19 protein-coding genes are annotated in these 18,157 nt (G+C 71.4%); 5 read left to right on the forward strand and 14 right to left on the reverse strand.

Going from position 1 to position 18,157, the window contains the following annotated elements:
• Window positions 1–53 precede the first annotated feature (53 nt).
• Window positions 54–395, reverse strand: a complete 342-nt coding sequence (locus IE274_RS23220; RefSeq protein WP_372447274.1) for an ArsR/SmtB family transcription factor — start codon at window positions 393–395, stop codon at window positions 54–56.
• Window positions 396–491: 96 nt separating this feature from the next.
• Between IE274_RS23220 and IE274_RS23225 the strand changes: the two genes are divergently transcribed.
• Window positions 492–1,505: a quinone oxidoreductase family protein gene (locus IE274_RS23225; protein ID WP_190117755.1), complete on the forward strand. Its 1,014-nt coding sequence runs from the start codon at window positions 492–494 to the stop codon at window positions 1,503–1,505.
• Here the strand turns inward: IE274_RS23225 and IE274_RS23230 are convergent.
• The 10 genes from IE274_RS23230 to hemL all read right to left on the reverse strand — a co-directional run bounded on the left by IE274_RS23230 (window position 1,502) and on the right by hemL (window position 11,887).
• Entirely contained in the window at window positions 1,502–2,011 is a 510-nt protein-coding gene (locus IE274_RS23230; RefSeq protein WP_190117756.1) for an SRPBCC domain-containing protein, read from the reverse strand. The genes IE274_RS23225 and IE274_RS23230 overlap by 4 nt on opposite strands.
• A gap of 68 nt (window positions 2,012–2,079) precedes the next feature.
• On the reverse strand, window positions 2,080–3,051 hold the full coding sequence (locus IE274_RS23235) for a CU044_5270 family protein (RefSeq protein WP_190117757.1): 972 nt from the start codon (window positions 3,049–3,051) through the stop codon (window positions 2,080–2,082).
• Window positions 3,048–3,641, reverse strand: coding sequence for an RNA polymerase sigma factor (locus IE274_RS23240; protein ID WP_190117831.1), 594 nt, complete (start codon window positions 3,639–3,641; stop codon window positions 3,048–3,050). Before IE274_RS23240 ends, IE274_RS23235 begins: the two co-directional genes overlap by 4 nt.
• A 158-nt stretch (window positions 3,642–3,799) precedes the next feature.
• A complete protein-coding gene (gene ccsB, locus IE274_RS23245; protein ID WP_190117758.1) occupies window positions 3,800–4,936 on the reverse strand; it encodes a c-type cytochrome biogenesis protein CcsB in 1,137 nt (378 codons plus the stop codon).
• Window positions 4,933–6,711, reverse strand: coding sequence for a cytochrome c biogenesis protein ResB (gene resB, locus IE274_RS23250; protein ID WP_190117759.1), 1,779 nt, complete (start codon window positions 6,709–6,711; stop codon window positions 4,933–4,935). The genes ccsB and resB overlap by 4 nt, the downstream gene beginning before the upstream one ends.
• Window positions 6,712–6,714: 3 nt before the next feature.
• Window positions 6,715–7,494 (reverse strand): cytochrome c biogenesis CcdA family protein, encoded by a 780-nt coding sequence (locus tag IE274_RS23255; protein WP_229909735.1) that lies wholly within the window; start codon window positions 7,492–7,494, stop codon window positions 6,715–6,717.
• 5 nt (window positions 7,495–7,499) lie between these two features.
• Window positions 7,500–8,144 (reverse strand): TlpA family protein disulfide reductase, encoded by a 645-nt coding sequence (locus IE274_RS23260; protein ID WP_190117761.1) that lies wholly within the window; start codon window positions 8,142–8,144, stop codon window positions 7,500–7,502.
• Window positions 8,145–8,210: 66 nt separating this feature from the next.
• Window positions 8,211–9,494 carry a polysaccharide deacetylase family protein gene (locus IE274_RS23265; protein ID WP_190117762.1) on the reverse strand — a complete coding sequence of 428 codons (1,284 nt, stop codon included), beginning with the start codon at window positions 9,492–9,494 and terminating at the stop codon, window positions 8,211–8,213.
• Between the two features lie 363 nt (window positions 9,495–9,857).
• On the reverse strand, window positions 9,858–10,556 hold the full coding sequence (locus tag IE274_RS23270; protein ID WP_190117763.1) for a histidine phosphatase family protein: 699 nt from the start codon (window positions 10,554–10,556) through the stop codon (window positions 9,858–9,860).
• The gene (gene hemL / locus IE274_RS23275; RefSeq protein ID WP_372447273.1) at window positions 10,553–11,887 is read right to left on the reverse strand and encodes a glutamate-1-semialdehyde 2,1-aminomutase; all 1,335 of its coding nucleotides are present in this window, start codon (window positions 11,885–11,887) and stop codon (window positions 10,553–10,555) included. Before hemL ends, IE274_RS23270 begins: the two co-directional genes overlap by 4 nt.
• Window positions 11,888–12,095: 208 nt before the next feature.
• Between hemL and IE274_RS23280 the strand changes: the two genes are divergently transcribed.
• Entirely contained in the window at window positions 12,096–12,692 is a 597-nt protein-coding gene (locus IE274_RS23280; protein ID WP_190117765.1) for a hypothetical protein, read from the forward strand.
• Window positions 12,693–12,734: 42 nt separating this feature from the next.
• Here IE274_RS23280 and IE274_RS23285 read toward each other — a convergent pair whose 3' ends face one another.
• Window positions 12,735–14,210 (reverse strand): peptidoglycan D,D-transpeptidase FtsI family protein, encoded by a 1,476-nt coding sequence (locus IE274_RS23285; RefSeq protein ID WP_190117766.1) that lies wholly within the window; start codon window positions 14,208–14,210, stop codon window positions 12,735–12,737.
• A 64-nt stretch (window positions 14,211–14,274) separates the two neighbouring features.
• Window positions 14,275–15,345 (reverse strand): CE1 family esterase, encoded by a 1,071-nt coding sequence (locus IE274_RS23290; RefSeq protein WP_190117767.1) that lies wholly within the window; start codon window positions 15,343–15,345, stop codon window positions 14,275–14,277.
• 85 nt (window positions 15,346–15,430) lie between these two features.
• Between IE274_RS23290 and IE274_RS23295 the strand changes: the two genes are divergently transcribed.
• Both IE274_RS23295 and IE274_RS23300 read left to right on the forward strand, forming a co-directional pair.
• Window positions 15,431–16,399: a LysR family transcriptional regulator gene (locus IE274_RS23295; RefSeq protein WP_229909736.1), complete on the forward strand. Its 969-nt coding sequence runs from the start codon at window positions 15,431–15,433 to the stop codon at window positions 16,397–16,399.
• Complete coding sequence (locus tag IE274_RS23300; RefSeq protein WP_372447272.1) at window positions 16,396–17,268, forward strand: serine hydrolase; 873 nt, start codon at window positions 16,396–16,398, stop codon at window positions 17,266–17,268. Before IE274_RS23295 ends, IE274_RS23300 begins: the two co-directional genes overlap by 4 nt.
• Before the next feature lie 77 nt (window positions 17,269–17,345).
• On the opposite strand, the gene IE274_RS23305 is transcribed toward IE274_RS23300, so the two are convergent.
• Window positions 17,346–17,492 carry a hypothetical protein gene (locus IE274_RS23305; RefSeq protein ID WP_372447271.1) on the reverse strand — a complete coding sequence of 49 codons (147 nt, stop codon included), beginning with the start codon at window positions 17,490–17,492 and terminating at the stop codon, window positions 17,346–17,348.
• Between the two features lie 105 nt (window positions 17,493–17,597).
• Here IE274_RS23305 and IE274_RS23310 point away from each other — a divergent pair, with 105 nt between their 5' ends.
• Complete coding sequence (locus IE274_RS23310) at window positions 17,598–18,137, forward strand: GNAT family N-acetyltransferase (protein WP_190117768.1); 540 nt, start codon at window positions 17,598–17,600, stop codon at window positions 18,135–18,137.
• Window positions 18,138–18,157 lie beyond the last annotated feature (20 nt).

Raw genomic sequence — 18,157 nt, forward strand, 5'->3', positions numbered from 1 at the left:
CCCGGCCCGCTCCCCGGCCCACCCCGTAGCCCCCGCAGTCCCCCGCAGTCCCCTCAGTCCCCCCGCAGCACCAGCTCCAGCAACCCCGGGAACCGCGCGTCGAACTCCGCGCGCCGCAACCGGTTCACCCGCCGCGCCCCCTCGTCGCGCTGCTCGACGACCCCCGCCGCCCGCAGTGCGGCGAAGTGGTGGCTGAGCGCGGCCTTCCCGACGGGTACGTCGAAGCTGCCGCAGGCCCGCGTCCACTCCGGCGAGGACGCCAACTCCCGTACCAGGCGCATCCGTACGGGATCGGCCAGGGCCGCGAGCGCCTCCTGCACGGTGACGTCCGCGAGCCGCGCGTGCACCGGCGCCGCCCGATGCCTCGCACCCTGCGTGCCCTCCGTACCCACCACGCCGCACCGCCTCCCCACTTGCCGAGTGTTCGATCCAAACCATACAGTCCTGGGTGTTCAACGAGGATCGAACACCCGGCTCCCGGAGGCACCCCCATGCGCGCAGTCCAGATCGAAGAGTTCGGCGGCCCCGACGTCCTGCGGACCGTCGAGACCGACGTCCCCGAGCCCTGCCCCGGCCAGGTCACCGTCGACGTCGCGTACGCCGGCGTGAACTTCGCCGACCTCAAGGCCCGCGCCGAGGGCTACCGGGTGCCGGGGCTGCCGTTCGTGCCGGGCCTCGAGGTGTCCGGCCGGGTCCGGGCGGTGGGCGCGGGCGTCGTGGGACTGGACGTCGGCCAGGAGGTGGCGGCCCTGACGGCGGGCGGCGCGTACGCGGAGGTGGCGCTCGCCGAGGCCACGACCGCCTTCCCGCTGCCGCCCGGCGTGGACCTCCGTACCGCCGCGACCCTCCCCACCGTGCTGCCCACGGCCCACGCCCTGCTGCACGAGGTCGGCCGGGTGCGCGCGGGCGAGACGGTCCTGGTGCAGGGCGCGGCGGGCGGTATCGGCACGGTGGCCGGGCAGTTGGCGAAGGCGGCGGGGGCCAGGGTGTTCGGCGTGGTGTCGAGTGCCGCGAAGGCCGAGTACGCGCGCAAGCACGGCTACGACGAGGTGTTCGTCGGCGACGGCTTCGCCGACGCGGCGCGCGCGGCCACCGGCGGCCGGGGCGTCGACCTGGTCCTCGACCCGGTCGGCGGCGACACGTTCCGCGCGGGCCTGGCGGCGCTCGCCGTCTTCGGCCGCCTCGTCTCCTTCGGCAACGCCGGCTCCGCCGAGCCGTGGCGGGTGGGGCAGGCTGAGCTGTACCCGGGGGCACGGTCGGTCGCCGGGTTCTCGATCCTGACGCTGGCGCAGACGGCGCCCGAGGTGCTGCGCGAGATCGCCGGGCGCGCCGTCCGCACGGTCGCCGACGGCACCGTGACGCTGCCCGTCACCGGCGAGTTCCCGCTGGCGGCGGCCGCGCGGGCGCACGAGCTGATGGGCGGCCGCACGACGACGGGCAAGCTGCTGCTGCGCGTCGCCGGGTCGGCCGACCCGGCAGGGGCCGACCGGCCGACGGCCGACTAGTCGTAGCTGCGCCGCAGTTCCCGGAACCGCTCCGGACTCCACGCCGACCAGTCCACCGGCCGTCCGGCCAGCGCGTCCACCAGGTACTCGAAGTGCTGGTGCCACCCCGCGAGGCAGTCGCGCCGCAGCGAGTCGTCGCCGACCATCTCGTTGGTGAACCGCAGCGCCGCCAGCCCGGTGCCCGCGGGCTCCAGGTGGAACCGGCACCGCCCGTGCAGGTCGACCGTGTACTCGGCGACGACGTCCGGGTCCCACGCCGTGACGTGCCCCGAGTGCGTGCCCGCCGCCTGGTCCTGGGAGTTCAGCCAGCGCAGCGTCACCGCCCCGCCGAGCCGCGGCTCGAACACGTCGGCGGCAGCGAGCCACCCCGACAGTCCCTCCGGGGTGGCCACCGCCTCCCATACCGCCTCCACCGGGTGCGGCAGCAGCAGCACCCAGTGGAGCGTGTGCGCGTCCCCCCGTGTCCGGCTCGTCCCCTGTTCGACAGCTACGTTGCTTTCGCTCATGGGTCCAGCCTCACGCACACGTCCCCCGGGGTCACGTACCCGGCAGCGTCCCGCCAGGTCCTGTCGGCCTACGGACGCTGGCCCGCCTTGTCGACGACCTTCCGCTCCAGGACAGCGGTGCTGGCCATCAGTTCGCCCTCCTCGGCATACGGCTTGTCCTCCGTGAGGACGGTGCGCTCGCCCAGGTACGCCTTGGTCTTCTTGTCGAAGATCAGCTCCGTGCGCTCCCCGTCGTCCTCGTGGGCGATGGCGACCCCGTGCCGCCCCGCCGCGTCCACCGCGTCGTCCACCAGCTTCACGCCGGGGATCTTCGCGGCGGCGAGGTAGAGGGCCGCGGCCTGCTCCGGCGGCATCAGGGCCTCCCGCGTGATGTCGCCGACGACCACGAAGGGCTTGCCGTTGCTGTCCTCGTCGGCCACCTTGTTCAGCCAGTCGAGCATGTTGACCGGGTCGGTCGGCAGCTTCTCCAGGTTGCGGTAGTTGCTGTCCGACGAGGACAGCGGCAGCTCCGGCTTCATGGGCACGTTGTCGTGGTCGTTCCGCGGCTCGTGCAGCAGCCCCGTGTGCCTGCCGTCCACGGACTGCCAGTGCTCCCGCTGGTGCAGGGGGTCAAGCCCCTCGTCGGAGCTGTAGGCCACCTTGCTCTTGATGTAGACGAACTGGTCGTCCCGGACGTTCTTCGGCGCGGGCGAGCGCTTCGCCGCGTCGGCGATGGCCTCCAGCATCTTCACGGTCTCCTTCGACGGCGGTCCGGCCTGGGCCGATTCGCTTCCGAACGGCGAGGCGACCAGGACACCCGCCGCGACGGCGGCGGCCACCGCGCCCGCGACGAGCGCGGGCCGCAGCCACTGCTTCCGCCGCCGCTGAGCGGGCTCGCGGGTCCCGGGGGCCCCGGAGGTCTGGGCCCCGGAGGTCTGGGCCTCGGACTGCCGGATCTCGGTCATCAGGTGCTCCTTGAGCAGAAGGTGACGGCCCGGCGGGAGGTCCCGCTCGCTCGGCGGCGGGAAGGTCGGGAAGTCGGGTTCGGCTTCGGACTTCATCGGTGTCCCTCCTGGATGGGCCTGACCGCGGTGCCGCGGTCCTCTCTCACCTGTCCGCGCCTCGCGGGCGGTTCCAACGCTTTCGCGAGTTTTGTACGGGCCCGGGAGAGCCGGGACCGCACCGTCCCCACCGGGATGCCGAGCGCGGCGGCCGCGGCCTCGTACCCGAGCCCCGACCACACGCACAGCGCGAGCACCTCCCGCTCCGGGCGCCGCAGCTTCTTCAGCGCGGCCTGGACGAGGGCGAGCTGCCCCGCGTCATCGACGCGCCCGGCGACCTCGTCGGCGAAGTCGGCGACGGCCTCGGCGCGCGGGAGCCGGGCGACGGCGGCGGTGTGTCTGCGCGTGGCGCGGCGCTGGTTGCGGGTCACGTTCGTGGCGATCCCGAGCAGCCACGGCCGTACCGAACCCCCGTCCACGTCCAGGCGGTCCCGCAGCCGCCACGCCTCCAGGAAGGTCAGCGAGACGACCTCCTCGGCCGTCGACCAGTCCCCCGTCAGGCGGTACGCGTGGTTGTAGACGGACCGCGCGTAAGTGTCGAAGACCTCGCCGAACGCGTCGGCGTCGCCGTCCCGTATGCGGGTGCGCAGGGCCTGTTGGCGCGCGCGGCGCTCCGCGGCTTCCGGCGGCGGCGCCTGTTCCGTTGATTCCCCCAGATTCGTCTCCACGTCCCCCTACCTGTCCCTACGGCAACGGCCGGTTCCCGTGACCTGGGTCACGGGAACCGGCCGCTCGCCGGGGTACCGGATCAGACGCCGGCGTACGAGTGCTTGCCGCTCACGAAGATGTTGACGCCGTAGTAGTTGAACAGCCAGCAGCCGAAGGCGATCAGGGCCAGGTAGGCGGCCTTGCGGCCCTTCCACCCGGCGGTGGCGCGGGCGTGCAGGTAGCAGGCGTACGCCACCCAGGTGATGAACGACCAGACCTCCTTGGGGTCCCAGCCCCAGTAGCGGCCCCAGGCGTCGCCCGCCCAGATCGCGCCCGCGATGATCGTGAACGTCCACAGCGGGAAGATCGCCGCGTTCATGCGGTACGTGAACTTGTCGAGCGAGGCCGCCGCGGGCAGCCGCTCCATCACGGAGGTCGCGAACCGGCCCGGCGTGCCGCCGCGCTGCAGCTTGGCCTCGTAGCTGTCCTTGAAGAGGTACGCGCCGGTGGAGACCGCGCCGACGTAGAACGCGGCGCCGCAGAAGATCGCCGTGGACACGTGGATCCACAGCCAGTACGAGTGCAGCGCCGGGACCAGCTGGTCGGACTCGGTGTACAGGACGGTGACGGCGAGGCCGAGGTCGAGCAGGACCGAGGTGATCAGCGGCAGGCCGATCCAGCGGACGTTCTTCTTCAGGGCGAGCAGCGTCAGGAAGACACCGACGGCCACCGAGGAGAAGGTGATGTTGAACTCGTACATGTTGCCCCACGGCGCGCGCTCCACCGAGAGGGCGCGGGTGACGACACCGCCCACCTCGATGAGGAAGCCGAGGGCGATGAACGAGACCGCGATGCGGCCGTAGAGGTCGCCCTGCGCGTCACCGGCGGCGGCACCGGGGCCGTCCGGCACGTCACGGCTGCCGGCGGCGGCGCGGGTGACGACCTTCGGTGCCTCCTTGGCCGCCGGCTTCGGGCGCTCCAGGGTGGCCGTGCCGCCCTTGGAGCGGACCGTGACGGCGGGTGCGGAGGCCTTGGCCGCGGACTCCTCGGCCCGCTGCGACTGCTCGGTGAGCGCGGCGGCGGTACGGGCGACCTTGCTGCGGCTGCCGAACAGCCACTCCGCCATGAGCGCGAAGAAGGCCAGCAGATAGACGGCCATCGCGGAGTAGATCAGCACATTGCTGATGTGCGCGAGGTTCTCGTTCGGCTCGGCGGCGAGGGTGGTGGCGAGAGTCACTTCTCAGCCCCTTCGGCAGGAACAACATCGGGGGTGGGGTCGGGGTCGGACGGGGTGTCCGCGTCGGGTGCGCTCGGTGCCTGTTCGTGCAGGTGCGCGGCCAGCGCGCCCAGCTCCTCGGGCACCTTCGCCGATTCGCTGCGGCCGAGGCCCGCCATCTCGACGACGGTGACGCCGTCGGGGCCCTCGGTCGCCCGCACCCACACGCGGCGGCGCTGGATGAACAGGGACCCGGCGAGGCCCGCGATGGCGGCGATCGCACCGCCGAGCGCCCAGGTGCTGCCGGGCTCCTGCGAGATCTGGAAGCTCGCCCACTGCTTGAGCTCCTTCTCGAAGGTGATCGAGCCGGCGCCGTCGGGCAGCTTCAGGGTCTCGCCGATCTTGAGCCGCTTCTTCAGGAGCTCGCCCTTGGCGTCCTTGAACTTCGTCATCTTCCGCGTGTCGAGCTGGTACACGTTCTGCGGAACACCGGAGTCCACCCCGAGGCTGCCGTGGTACGCGGACAGCGCGAGCCGGGGATTGAAGGGCGCGGGGAACTGGGAGAACATCTGGCCGTTGCCCTCACCGGCGAACGTCGGCACGAAGAAGGCGTTGAAGCCGAGCTGCTCCTTCTCGCCGTCCTTGTTCCGGTAGCCGTCGAGGATCTTGATGGCGCCGGTGGCGGTGCCCATCGAGTCGATGGGCAGCAGCGGCACGGACACCCGCTGGACGACCTTGCCCCTGCCGTCGCGGACGGTGACGGTGGGCGCGTAGCCGTGGCCGATCAGGTAGACCTTCGAGCCGTCGACCTCAAGGGGCTTGTTGACCTCGATGGTCTTCTTCTTCTCGGGGCCGTGCGCGCCTTCGCTGTAGGTGACGTGGGCCTTGTAGGTGCGGGCGGTGCCGCGCTCGGGACCCGAGTTCTCGTACGAGCCCTCGAAGCGGTCGAGCTTGAAGCTGAACGGCGCCAGTTCCCCGGTGTCGAAGAGGCTGCCGGACTTGAAATCGTCGTACTGCGTGAGGGTGTTGGAGAAGCCGTCGCCCTCCATGATCAGCTTGCCGCCCTCGGACTTGAAGAGCTGTCCGGCGGCGAAGGCGAGCAGGAGCACGATGAGCGCGACGTGGAAGGCCAGGTTCCCGGCCTCGCGGAGATAGCCCTTCTCGGCGGCGACGGAGCCGCCGACCTGGTGGGCGCGGAAGCGCCGCTGCTTCAGGAGCCGCCGCGCGGCCTCGTGCACCTCGTCGGGCGTGGCCTCGGTGCGCCAGGTGGTGTACGCGGGCAGCCGGGTGAGCCGCTTGGGCGCGGCCGGCGGGCGGCCGCGGAGCTGGCCGACGAACTGCCAGGTACGCGGCACGATGCAGCCGATGAGGGACACGAACAGCAGGATGTAGATCGCGGAGAACCACACCGAGCTGTAGACGTGGAACAGCCCGAGCTTGTCGTAGAGCGGCCCGAGCGTGCTGTGGACCTCCTTGAAGTCCTGCACCTTCAGCTCGTCGGTGCCCTCCTGCGGGATCAGCGAGCCGGGGATCGCGCCGAGCGAGAGCAGCAGGAGCAGCAGCAGCGCGACCCGCATCGACGTGAGCTGCCGCCAGCACCAGCGGATCCAGCCGGTGACGCCGAGCGCGGGCATGTTCGGCCCAGCTGCGGGGCCCGCGGCGTCATCGAGGGGGGCGGTGGAGAGCTGGGCGCCCGCGGCGCCGAGGTCGCCGTGTTCGTCCTGGGCGCCGGTGGCGTCGCTGGCGGCGCTGGCGGCGCTGGCGGCGCTGGCGGCGCTGGTCGTCGTCTTGCTCATGGATCAGATCCCCACCGAGTAACCGTTGCTCCAGACCTGCATCTGCTGGAGCACGCTGTCCCAGACGCCGGTCAGCATCAGCAGCCCGGTCACGATCATCATGCCGCCGCCGACGCGCATCACCCATACGTAATGCCGCTTGACCCAGCCGAAGGCGCCGAGCGCCTTGCGGAAGGCGACCGCCGCGATGATGAACGGCAGCCCGAGTCCCAGACAGTACGCCACGTTCAGGAGCGCCCCGCGTCCGGCGCTCGCCTGGTCCATCGCGAGCAGGTTCACGGACGCGAGCGTCGGCCCGACGCACGGCGCCCAGCCGACGGCGAAGAGCGCGCCGAGCAGCGGCGCGCCCGCGAGACCGACGGCGGGCTTCTTGTGGAAGCGGAACTCGCGCTGCGAGAGCCAGGGCATCAGGCCCATGAAGAAGAACCCGAGCACGAGCATCAGGACGCCGAGGACCCGCGTTATGACGCTCTGGTAGTCCTGGAGGTTCTGGCCGAAGTACCCGAAGAGCGCGCCGCTGGAGACGAACACGACGGTGAAGCCGAGCACGAAGAGGCCCGCGCCCGCCGCCATCCGGCCGCGGCGGGCGTCGGCGAGGTCGGTGCCGCTGACCCCGGTCACGTAACTGAGGTAGCCGGGCACGAGCGGCAGGACGCACGGCGAGAAGAACGACACGAGCCCGCCGAGGACGGCGACCGGCACGGCGAACAGGAGCGCCCCGTTCAGGACGGTGTCGTTCTGGCCGTACGAGGCGAGCGTGGTGGCGGCGAGAGTGGCGGACAAGGCGCTCACTTCTCCGCGATCAGGGGGTCGACCATCTTGCGCAGCTTCTCCTCGTTGAGGGGCTGCTGGGAGCGCGCCGCGATCTTCCCGTCCCGGTCGATGACGATCGTGGAGGGGATGAACTGCGGGTTCAGCGTGCCCTTGGGGAAGCGCAGCATCAGCTTGCCCATCGGGTCGTACAGGCTCGGGTAGGCGACCTTGTAGTCCTTCTCGAACGAGATCGCCGGGCCCTTCTCCGGGTCGCGGGCGTTGATGCCGACGAACTGCACGTCGTCCTTGGTGTCGGCGGCGACCTTCACGAAGTTCGGCGCCTCGGCCCGGCAGGGCGGGCACCAGGAGCCCCAGACGTTGAGGACGACGACCTTGCCCTTGTAGTCGTCGATGCTCAGCTTCTTGCCGTCGAGAGTCTCGCCGTCGATGCCCGGGGCGTCGTGCCGGTCACCCTTCTTGACGGTGGCGATGCCGTCCTTGCCGGTGAGGAAGTTGGTCTTCCCCGAGCCGCCGGAGGTGCCACCCGAGGAGCACGCGGAGAGGGCCAGCGCGGCCGCCGCGGCGCCTGCCGCCAGCAGCGTCGCACGACTGCGACGGCTGCGGACGCTTCGGCGGAGGCTGCGGTTCTGGCTGCGGGGGGCGCGGCGGGCGGCACTCATGTGAAAAGTTTCGCATGCCCGTTCCGGGGATCTTCGACGCCCCCCGCAGTAGCGGAAAGTCCCCTTTCAGGCCGCGTTGCCGGGGTCCTTCTCCGCGTCGCCCTCGTTGGCCGACGAGTCGCCGCCCAGGAAGGTCTTCCAGCCGCCCGCGGGCTGCTGTCCGACCTCGAGGCCGCGCAGCTTGGCGAGGACCTCGGGCTTCTGCACGTCGAGCCAGTCCACGAACTGCTTGAAGGACACCAGGCGTACGTCCTTCTTGCCGGCCATGCCCTTGAGGGCGGCCTCGACGGCATCCATGTAGATGCCGCCGTTCCACTCCTCGAAGTGGTTGCCGATGAAGAACGGCGCCCGGTTGGACTCGTAGGCGCGCTGGAAGCCCTTGAGGTAGGCCTGGGTGGCCTGCTTGCGCCAGCCCGGGTAGTTGGACGGCGGGGCCTTCGTGGAGTTCTTCGACTGGTTGGCGAGGATGTTGTAGTCCATCGACAGGACCTCGAAGGTGTGGCCGGGGAACGGCACGGCCTGCAGCGGCAGGTCCCAGATGCCCATCTTCTTGTCCGGCCACTTCTGGCGGCCGCCCGGCGAGGAGGCGTCGTAGCGCCAGCCGAGCTTCTTGGCGGTCGGCAGCAGGTTGTCCTGGCCGAGCAGGCAGGGGGTGCGGCCGCCGATGAGTTCCTTCTCGTAGTCGAAGGGCAGCGGCGGCAGGTCGTCCCAGCCGGTGTTGGTGCGCCACTTCGTCACGAACGACTTCGCCTGGTCGATCTCGGACTGCCACTGGGCGGACGTCCAGTTGGCGACGGAGCCGGTGCCCGCGCAGAAGTGGCCGTTGAAGTGGGTGCCTATCTCGTGGCCTTCGAGCCAGGCCTGGCGCACGTACTTCAGCGTGTCCTTGATGTGGCCGTCGGTGAGGTAGCCGATGTCGGAGGCGCCGACGCCGTTGTTCGGCGGCCGGTAGAGCCGCTTCTTGGATTCGGGGAGGAGGTAGAGCCCGGAGAGGAAGAACGTCATCCGCGCGTCGTGTTCCTTCGCCAGCTTCAGGAAGCGCGGGAACAGGCCGTTGCCGACCTCGCCGGCGCCGTCCCAGGAGAAGACGACGAACTGCGGCGGCGTCTCGCCCGGCTCCAGGGGGCGGGGCTTCTCGGGCTGGTTCGGCTGCTTGCCCGTGAACGCCGTGGAACCGTCGCCGATCGGCTTCGCCGGGCGACTCGGCGTACCCGGCTTGCCCTCCTTGGCGTTGTCCGCGCCCGATCCCGCATCACCGGAACCGGAGCCGCAGGCCGAAAGGCCCACGGCCGCCGCCGCACCGGCCCCCAGGCCGAGCGCCCCCCGGCGACTCAGGGAGGTCCGGCGCATCGCCGGTACTCCGCGGTCCCGGTCCGTGCGGCTGTCGTCCCGCATTCCAACCCCATTCGTCGCGCTTTTGGTCCTCCTGGCTGAAGGACAACCCCTTAGAGGGTGCGACGAAGAGCCGGGTTCCGAACAGGAGCATCAATATGGGGTCTATTACAGAGGGAAGACATTCCGCGCCATAGGGTGTTCGCGTCATTACCCGGCGCACACAGCGAACACACAGCCAACGCATAGCGAACACCCGGCGTAACAGGGCGCCCCGAAAGGGGCGCGGGGAACTGCGTGACCAGCCACAGCCGGTCCGCAGATTCCCCGCAAACACAAGCCCCCTTAGCCGGACCCCGTCCTACCGGCGCGGCTTGGGCGTCACGCTCCGAATGCCTTGCTCTTTCCCTTCACCGGCTTGGCGCCCGCGAGAAGGTGCTTAGGGACAAGATTCCGGGCAGGTTCCGAGTAACCCACGGAGACGATCTTGTCGCCGCGATAGGTGAACGTCGTCAAAGAGGCGAGCGTGCACTGCCGCTTGCGCGGGTCGTGCCAGAGCCGCCGCTTCTCCACGAAGCTGCGCACGATCCAGATCGGCAGCTGGTGGCTGACGCACACGGCCTCGTGCCCGCGCGCGGCGTCCTTGGCCGCGTCCAGGGCGCCCATCATCCGCACGACCTGCTCGATGTACGGCTCGCCCCAGGACGGCTTGAACGGGTTGACCAGGTGCTTCCAGTTCTCCGGGTTCTTCAGGGCGCCGTCGCCGACGCCGAAGGTCTTGCCCTCGAAGACGTTGTCCGCCTCGATGAGCCGCCCGTCGGAGGCCAGGTCCAGGCCGTGCGCCTTGGCGATGGGGGTCGCGGTCTCCTGGGCCCGGTCCAGGGGGGAGGCCACGACGTGCGTGACGTCCCTGGCGGACAGGTGCTCGGCGACGCGGTCGGCCATCTGCCGGCCGAGGTCGGAGAGGTGGTAGTCGGGGAGGCGGCCGTAGAGGATCCCGTCGGGGTTGTGCACCTCGCCGTGGCGCATCAGGTGGACGACGGTGATCTCACTGCCCGCACTCGTGCTGGCCGCGGTCATGCGGTGGCCTCCGGGGAATTCGTGGCAGCGGCCGCCGCGCGCGCGGCGGCCGGCAGGGCGGCGGCGACGCGCTCGACGGCACGCTCGTCATGGGCGGTGGAAACGAACCAGGACTCGAAGGACGACGGCGGCAGATAGACGCCCTGCGACAGCATCGAGTGGAAGAACGGGGTGAAGCGGAACGACTCCTGCGTCTTCGCGTCGTCGTAATTCCGCACCTCGCGGTCGGTGAAGAACACGGAGAACATATTGGAGGCGTTCTGCACCCGGTGCGCGACGCCTTCCTTGTTCAGCGCCTCGCTCACGAGTCCGCGCAGTTCGAGGGAGACCGCGTCCACCTTCTCGTACGCGGCGTCGTCGAGGAGGCGCAACTGCGCGAGCCCGGCGGCCGTGGCGATCGGATTCCCGGACAGCGTGCCCGCCTGATAAACCGGGCCGACCGGCGCGAGATGACCCATCACATCGGCGCGGCCACCGAAAGCGGCGGCCGGGAATCCGCCGCCCATGACCTTTCCGAAGGTCATGAGATCGGGCGTGACACCGTCAACTCCGAACCATCCGGCTTTACTTGTCCGGAATCCGGTCATGACCTCGTCGGAGATGTACAGCGCGCCGTTCTTCGCGCACGCGGACTTCAGGGCCTCGTTGAAGCCGGGCCGCGGCGGCACCACACCCATGTTGCCGGGCGAGGCCTCCGTGATCACGCAGGCGATCTCGCCGGGGTGGGTGTGGAAGGCCTCGTGCACGGCCTCCAGGTCGTTGTACGGCAGCACGATGGTGTCGCCCGCCTGGGCGCCGGTGACGCCGGGCGTGTCGGGCAGGCCGAGGGTGGCGACGCCCGACCCGGCCGCGGCCAGGAGCGCGTCCACGTGCCCGTGATAGCACCCGGCGAACTTGATGACCTTGGCCCGGCCGGTGAAGCCGCGGGCCAGCCGGATGGCGGACATCGTCGCCTCGGTGCCGCTGGAGACGAGGCGGACCTGCTCGACCGGGGCCACCCGGTCGACGATCTCCTCGGCGAGGGCGACCTCGCCCTCACCCGGCGTACCGAAGGAGGTGCCGCGGGCGACGGCCTCCTGGACGGCGGCGATGACCTCGGGATGGGAGTGCCCGAGGATCATGGGTCCCCATGAACACACGAGGTCCACGTACTCGCGGCCATCGGCATCCGTCAGGTACGGACCGGTACCGGACACCATGAAACGGGGCGTACCACCCACGGCGCGGAAGGCGCGGACGGGCGAGTTCACACCGCCGGGCGTCACGGCCGCCGCACGGTCGAAGAGAGTCTGCGAAACTGGGGCGCTATACGGGAAGCTCACATGAACCATGGTGTCAGAGGGTCCGGACATCGTGGCCGGGCCTCCTGTGCGGCGGCTTTCCGCACTGTCGGCCTCGCCGTGGGGCCGTGCTGCGGAAATCCGGTGGACTGGTGTTTCACCCCACGTTTCGGCGGGTGACCGTGGGGGAGGTCACTGACACGATGATCGGGTTGCGCGGCGGGGTCCGCGCGCTCTAGAAAAGCAGTCGGGTGGAGATATGCAGCGCGGTGGCGGACTGGGCGAGGGGACCGACGGCCTCGGTCCCCGGCGTGCCCGGCGGGGCAAGCACCGGCGAGAGGCCGAGGCGGTCCCGGCCCCCGAGCAGCGGACGCCGGACAGGGTGCAGGGTGACCGGGCGGGAAACAGGAGCGGCGGGGTGGGGGTGACCTACAAATACTTCGGCGCCCCCGACGGTGCCACGGCGGCCAGGGTCCCCATCTCGATGCGCCCCGAGGAGCTCGGCGGCGACGAGCTGGGCATGGGCGGCATGTTCACCAAGATCAAGCCGGAGACGGTGGCCGCGATGGTCCTGACCGGCATCGAGGGCATACCCCTGCACAAGGTCCCGCCGCTGGAACTGGTCGTCCTCCACCCCGACTACGCCGTCGTCAAGCTCCCCATGACGGTCGTCGACCCGCTGCGCGGCATCGGCGAGGAGTCGGTCGGCGCGGCGGCCTTCATCTGGTCCACGGTCCCCGACCGCGGCGGCCCCCGGGACGCCTTCAACGTCTACCAACTCCTGCACGAGTGGCAGGACTTCAGCCACCGCCTGCACGACGCGGGGCACCAGGCGTACTGCCTGGTGTGGCCCTGAGCCGCACGGCGGCGACCACACCAGGCGCAGTCCGGAGCGCGGTCAGGACCGCTTGAGGACCGCCTGCATCACCGCCTTCGCGATCGGCGCGCCCAGCTTGCCGCCCGCGATCTCGGAGCGGGAGATGTCCATGTCCTCGGGGTCGACGAGCACGGCGACCGCCACCGGCGAGGTGCCGTCGGACTGCTTGGCGTAGGACACGAACCACGCGTACGGCCGCTCGTCGCGCACGTCCGCGCCGTGCTGCGCGGTACCGGGCTTGCCGCCGACGGTGACGCCGTCGATGGCCACCTTGTCGCCGGTGCCGTCGGTGACCGTGTACTCCATCATGTCCTGCACCTTGCGCGCGTTCTCCGGCGAGACGGCCTGCTCCAGCTCCTCCGGTTCGGCCTTCTCGATCGTCGAGAGGTCGGCGCCGCGCAACTCCTCGACCAGGTACGGCTTCATGACCTTGCCGTCGTTGGCGAGGCCCGCGGTGACCATGGCCATCTGGAGCGGGGTGGTGGTGACGCTGCCCTGGCCCATGCCGGTGAGCGCCGTCCCCGGCTTGTCCAGCCGCTCCGGATAGCCGCTCGCGACCGTCCGTACGGGCATGAACTGCTCCTCGTTGAAGCCGAACCGCTCCGCCGTCTCCCGCATCGAGTCCTTGCCGGTCCGCAGCGCCGCGTCCAGGAAGACGTTGTTGCACGACCACTGCATCGCGGTCCGCATCGAGGCCTTGTCGCACATGTCGTTCGGCACCACGTTGCCGATCTCCGTCGTGCTCTGCGGCAGCCGGTAGGGGGCGCGGGCCCGCGACGGCTTGTCGATGTCGGTGACCGTGCCGTGCTCCAGGGCGGCCGCCGCGGTGAGGATCTTGAAGGTCGATCCCGGCGGGTACGTCTCGCGGAACGCCCGGTTGTTGAGCGGCTTCGTCTTGTCCTTGTTCAGCTTCTGGAACGCCTTGCCGTCCTTGCCGGACATCCCGGAGAACACCGAGGGGTCGTACGAGGGTGTGCTCGCGAGCGCCAGGATCTTGCCGGTGCGCGGGTCGAGGGCGACCACCGCGCCCTTGGCGTCCAGGTCGGTGAGGCCCTTGTAGGCCGCCTTCTGCGCCTTCGGGTCGATGGTGGTCACCACGTCGCCGCCCTGGGGCTTCTCACCGGTCAGGGCATCCAGGGGCGAGCCGAGCAGCCTGCTGTCCTTGCCGCTGAGCAGGTCGTTGTGCACGCCCTCCAGGAACGTCTGCCCCTGGGACTGCGAGAAGAAGCCGGTGACCGGCGCGTACATCGGGCCCTCCTTGAAGACCCGCTTGTACTTGAAGTCCGATCCGGCCGTGGCCACGGAACCGGTGATGGCCTCGCCGCCGACGATGATGTCGCCGCGCGGCTGGCCGAAGTCGGCTATCTTCACGCGCCGGTTCTGGTCGTGCTCGGCGAGCGTCTGCGCGCTGACGAACTGCACCCAGGTCGCGCGCACCAGCAGGGCGAGGACGAGCAGCCCGCAGAAGACGGCTGCGCGGCGGACGGTCTTGTTCATCGGTCGCTCACACTCATCGGTCGCTCTCGTTCATCGGTCGCTCTCGTTCATCGGTCGCTCTCGTTCATCGGTCGCTGCGCTCCTGGGTCTTGGCCTCGTGCGGGGGCCGCGGGCTCTGGTCGGTGAGGAAGCCGAGCACCGTGCCGGTGGTGTCCAGCGCCTTGCTGGCGGGGCCGAAGCCCTTGGGCGGGGTGACGCGCGTACCGGGCCAGGTGTGCCCCGCGTCGCGCACGACGAGGAGTTCGGCGGGGACCGTTCCGGGGCCGGGGCGCCACACGGTGCGGTCGTAGCCCTTGTGGGACTGCTCGGCCGGGCCCTCGGTACGCCCCGCGGTGGCGAAATCCTTGACGCTTGAGCGGGCCGACTTGGTTGCCATGATCGGCTCCTGCCCCTGGGGCGCGGGTCCCGGGCGGGCCAGGCCGGTCACGGGGCGTACGGGGTCCTTGGCGCCGTAGACGACCATCACCGGCACCGGCCCGGACGGCCGCACCTCGTCCCGCCCGGTGGGCAGTTGCCCCGCGACGGACACGGCACCCGCCACCAGCTTCGGCCGGTCCGCCGCCACCCGCAGCGCCATCGAGCCGCCGTTGGAGAACCCCACGACGTACACCCGCCGGGGGTCGGCCCGCTCCGTGCGGACCAGCTTGTCGACCAGGGCCTGGGTGAAGCGCACGTCGGCGTCGGGGTCCGGGCGCGACCGGGACGGGGCCGCGCCCGCGCCCCACGTCCTGCGCAGGGCCTCGGGGTAGGCGACCAGCATGCCGCGGGCCTTGGCCGCCTGGTTCAGGCCGGTCAGTTCGCGCATCTCGGCGGGGTCGGCGCCGCGGCCGTGGAAGGCGATGACGAGGGGGCGGGGGCCGGAGGCGGGCGCGGTGGGCCGGTGCAGGAGGTAGTCGCGGGTGGTGCCGTCGACGCGGAGGTGCTCGCGGGTGTCGGCGGCGGCCGCCGACTTGCCGGAGCCCGAGGACGCCGAGGACGCCGAGGACGCCGAGGAGTCCGCGGAGCCGGACTCGGATGCGGTGGAGCAGCCCGTGGCGAGGGCGAGGCCCACCACGAGGACGCCGGACCAGCGGCGCACGGAGCTTCGACGACGTACGAGGGCGGGCGCGGGCCGCACCGAAGAGAGCGGGGTCATGCCCCGAGCAGAACAGCGACCCACCCCCTATGTCCAAGTTCGATATCACTCACCCATTGATTAATCCGCGATATCATTGCTGCTTGTGGACCTGATGCGGCACCTGGAGTGCTTTGTGGCTGTTGCGGAAGAGTCACATTTCGGTCGGGCCGCCGAGCGCCTCGGCATGGCCCAGCCACCCCTGTCGCAACGCGTCCAGCGCCTGGAGCGCCACCTCGGCGTGCGCCTCTTCGAACGCACCAGCAGACAGGTCACCATCACCAAGGCCGGGACGCTGCTCCTCGACGAGGCCCGCGAACTGCTCGCCCGCTCCGAGGCCCTGCTCGCCACCGCCCGCCGCATCCGCGACGGCGAGAGCGGACTGCTGCGCGCCGCACTCCCGCCGGACGTCGCGGGCGAGACCGTCGCCGCGCTCCTCGCCGACTTCCAGCAGCAGCACGCGGGCGTCGAACTGGAGCTGCGTGAGCTGACCACCACCCAACAGCTCGCCCAGCTCGCCGCCCACGACCTCGACGTCGGCCTCATCCACCACCCCTGCGACGTCACCGGCCTCGAACTCGGCCCGGTGCTGCGCCGCGAGGTCGGCGTGCTGCTGCCGCGCGGCGCCCCCGCCGCCGCCCTGCCGGAGGTCCCCCTCACCGCCCTCACCGGCTACGACCTGGTCCTCTTCCACCGCAGCGCGGCCCCCGCCCTGCACGACGACCTCCTCACCACCTGCGCCCGCGACGGCTACACCCCCACCGCCGTCCGGCACGGCCAGGGCGCCAGCTTCGTCCGCGGCCTGATCCTGTCCTCGCACGCCGTCGCCTTCAGCCCCAAGGACGCCCACCCCGTGCACCCGCCGGGCACCGACCCCGACATCGTCTGGCGGCCCCTCGCCGGTGCCCCGCTGGCCTGGCGGCACTCGGTGGCCTGGCCGAAGGGGCGCGGCGACACCGCGGTGAGTACGTTCGCGGCAGCGGTCACGCGCGCCCTGCGCGACACCGCCGCCCTGACCGCCGACGCGCCCCCGCGCCCGCTCCACCTGCGCCCGACCGCGGAGTACTGGCTGTGACCACGACCCCCATCCGCCTCCAGGAGGCGTTCGCCGAGGCCGGCGTCACGGGCCGCCTGCACGCCGTCGACATCGACACCGGCGCGGAGGTCGGCGTCGGCGCGGACCAGCCCGTCGTCACCGCGAGCGTCCACAAGCTGTGCGTCCTCGTCACGCTGCACGAGCAGGCCGCGGCGGGGCGCCTTGACCTCACCGAACAGGTCGAGTGCCCGCCCGGCGACCGCACGTCAGGGCCGACCGGCCTGTCCGCGATGCTCGACCCCGTACGGATGTCCCTGCGCGACGCCGCCTACTTGATGATGGCCGTCAGCGACAACACCGCCGCCGAACTCCTCCTGGCCCGCGTCGGCCTCGACGCCGTCAACGCGACCACCGCCCGCCTCGGCCTCGGCCGCACCCGCGCCGTGCACAGCTTCCGCGAGATGTTCGCGTCCATGCGCGAGGACGCGGGCCCCGGCGGCGCGCAGGCCCTGACCGACCCGTACGTCATCGCCCGGCTGCGCGCGCTGGACCCCGCCCGCACCAACCACAGCACGCCGCGCGACATGACCCGCCTGCTCGGCGCGGTGTGGCGGGACGAGGCCTGCACCCCCGAGCACGGCCTGGCCATGCGCCGCGTCCTCGGCCTCCAGGTCTGGCCGCACCGCCTCGCCGCCGGGTTCCCCTTCGACGACGTCCACGTCGCGGGCAAGACCGGCAGCCTGCCGACCGTGCGCAACGAGGTCGGCGTCGTCGAGTACCCCGACGGGGGCCGCTACGCCGTCGCCGTCTTCACCCGCGCCGCCCGTACGGCGGCGACGCTGCCGTCGGCGGACTCGGTGATCGGGACGGCGGCACGGATGGCCGTGGAGGCGCTGCGGGCGCCGTGAGGCACGGCGGTGCTCCGGCGCTGCTGTGCCGCTTGTGCTGTTGTGCTGCGGGCGGCTTCAGCTCTGGTCGGCCGGGCTCAACTCCAGTGCGGGTCCCGGCCCGTCGCCGCGAGCAGCCGGTCGAAGTCCGAGGCGCCTTCGGGCACCGGCACCGGCTCGCCGAGGACGCCCATCGCGCGGGCGGTGGGGGCCAGGAGGTCTCCGGTCTGGTGGGTGGTGTTCATGGGACGGCGGTACGCAGCGGGGCACGGCCCGTCTCGAACGAGCGCGACAGCCCGGCGGGCGGCAGGTCCCGGGGCGTTGTCAGACCCTCCGCCTACCGTGAGGTCATGGAGAGAACACAGGCTCAGGACATCCGGCTCGCGCCCTGGTCGGAGGGCGACTTCGAGCTGCTCGTACGGCACAACTCGGCAGCGATGACCGCGCACTTGGGCGGCCCCGAGACCCACGAGAAGCTGCTCGACCGGCACCAGCGGTATCTGGGCCTGGACGACGGCCGCCGGGGCCGGATGTTCCGGATCGCGGCGGGCCCCGAGGGGGCGTCGGCGGGCATCGTCGGCTTCTGGGAGACCACCCACCGGGGCGAGGAGGTGTGGGAGGCAGGTTGGGGCGTGGTCCCCGAGTTCCAGGGCCACGGCATCGCGGGCACGGCGGTCCGCCTGGTGGTGGCCGAGGCCCGCGGCGCGGCCCTGCACCGGCACCTGCACGCGTTCCCGTCCGTGGACAACCCCGCGTCCAACGGCGTCTGCCGCACGGCGGGCTTCACGCTGCTCGGCGAGGAGGACATGGAGTATCCGAAGGGGCACTGGATGCGGTGCAACGACTGGCGCCTTGACCTGACGGGCCCGCCCGGGCCCGGCCAGGAGTAGCCGAGAGCAGCCCCGGGAAC

It is taken from the genome of Streptomyces flavofungini (assembly GCF_014650815.1).
GTDB lineage: Bacteria > Actinomycetota > Actinomycetes > Streptomycetales > Streptomycetaceae > Streptomyces > Streptomyces flavofungini.

Bases quoted from the DNA above. Each gene is read 5' to 3' on its own strand.
- IE274_RS23225 (WP_190117755.1), top strand. From the start codon at position 492: ATGCGCGCAGTCCAGATCGAAGAGTTCGGCGGCCCCGACGTCCTGCGG.
- IE274_RS23230 (WP_190117756.1), bottom strand. From the start codon at position 2,011: ATGAGCGAAAGCAACGTAGCTGTCGAACAGGGGACGAGCCGGACACGG.
- IE274_RS23235 (WP_190117757.1), bottom strand. From the start codon at position 3,051: ATGAAGTCCGAAGCCGAACCCGACTTCCCGACCTTCCCGCCGCCGAGC.
- resB (WP_190117759.1), bottom strand. From the start codon at position 6,711: ATGAGCAAGACGACGACCAGCGCCGCCAGCGCCGCCAGCGCCGCCAGC.
- IE274_RS23260 (WP_190117761.1), bottom strand. From the start codon at position 8,144: ATGAGTGCCGCCCGCCGCGCCCCCCGCAGCCAGAACCGCAGCCTCCGC.
- IE274_RS23265 (WP_190117762.1), bottom strand. From the start codon at position 9,494: ATGCGCCGGACCTCCCTGAGTCGCCGGGGGGCGCTCGGCCTGGGGGCC.
- IE274_RS23270 (WP_190117763.1), bottom strand. From the start codon at position 10,556: ATGACCGCGGCCAGCACGAGTGCGGGCAGTGAGATCACCGTCGTCCAC.
- hemL (WP_372447273.1), bottom strand. From the start codon at position 11,887: ATGGTTCATGTGAGCTTCCCGTATAGCGCCCCAGTTTCGCAGACTCTC.
- IE274_RS23280 (WP_190117765.1), top strand. From the start codon at position 12,096: ATGCAGCGCGGTGGCGGACTGGGCGAGGGGACCGACGGCCTCGGTCCC.
- IE274_RS23285 (WP_190117766.1), bottom strand. From the start codon at position 14,210: ATGAACAAGACCGTCCGCCGCGCAGCCGTCTTCTGCGGGCTGCTCGTC.
- IE274_RS23290 (WP_190117767.1), bottom strand. From the start codon at position 15,345: ATGACCCCGCTCTCTTCGGTGCGGCCCGCGCCCGCCCTCGTACGTCGT.
- IE274_RS23305 (WP_372447271.1), bottom strand. From the start codon at position 17,492: ATGAACACCACCCACCAGACCGGAGACCTCCTGGCCCCCACCGCCCGC.
- IE274_RS23310 (WP_190117768.1), top strand. From the start codon at position 17,598: ATGGAGAGAACACAGGCTCAGGACATCCGGCTCGCGCCCTGGTCGGAG.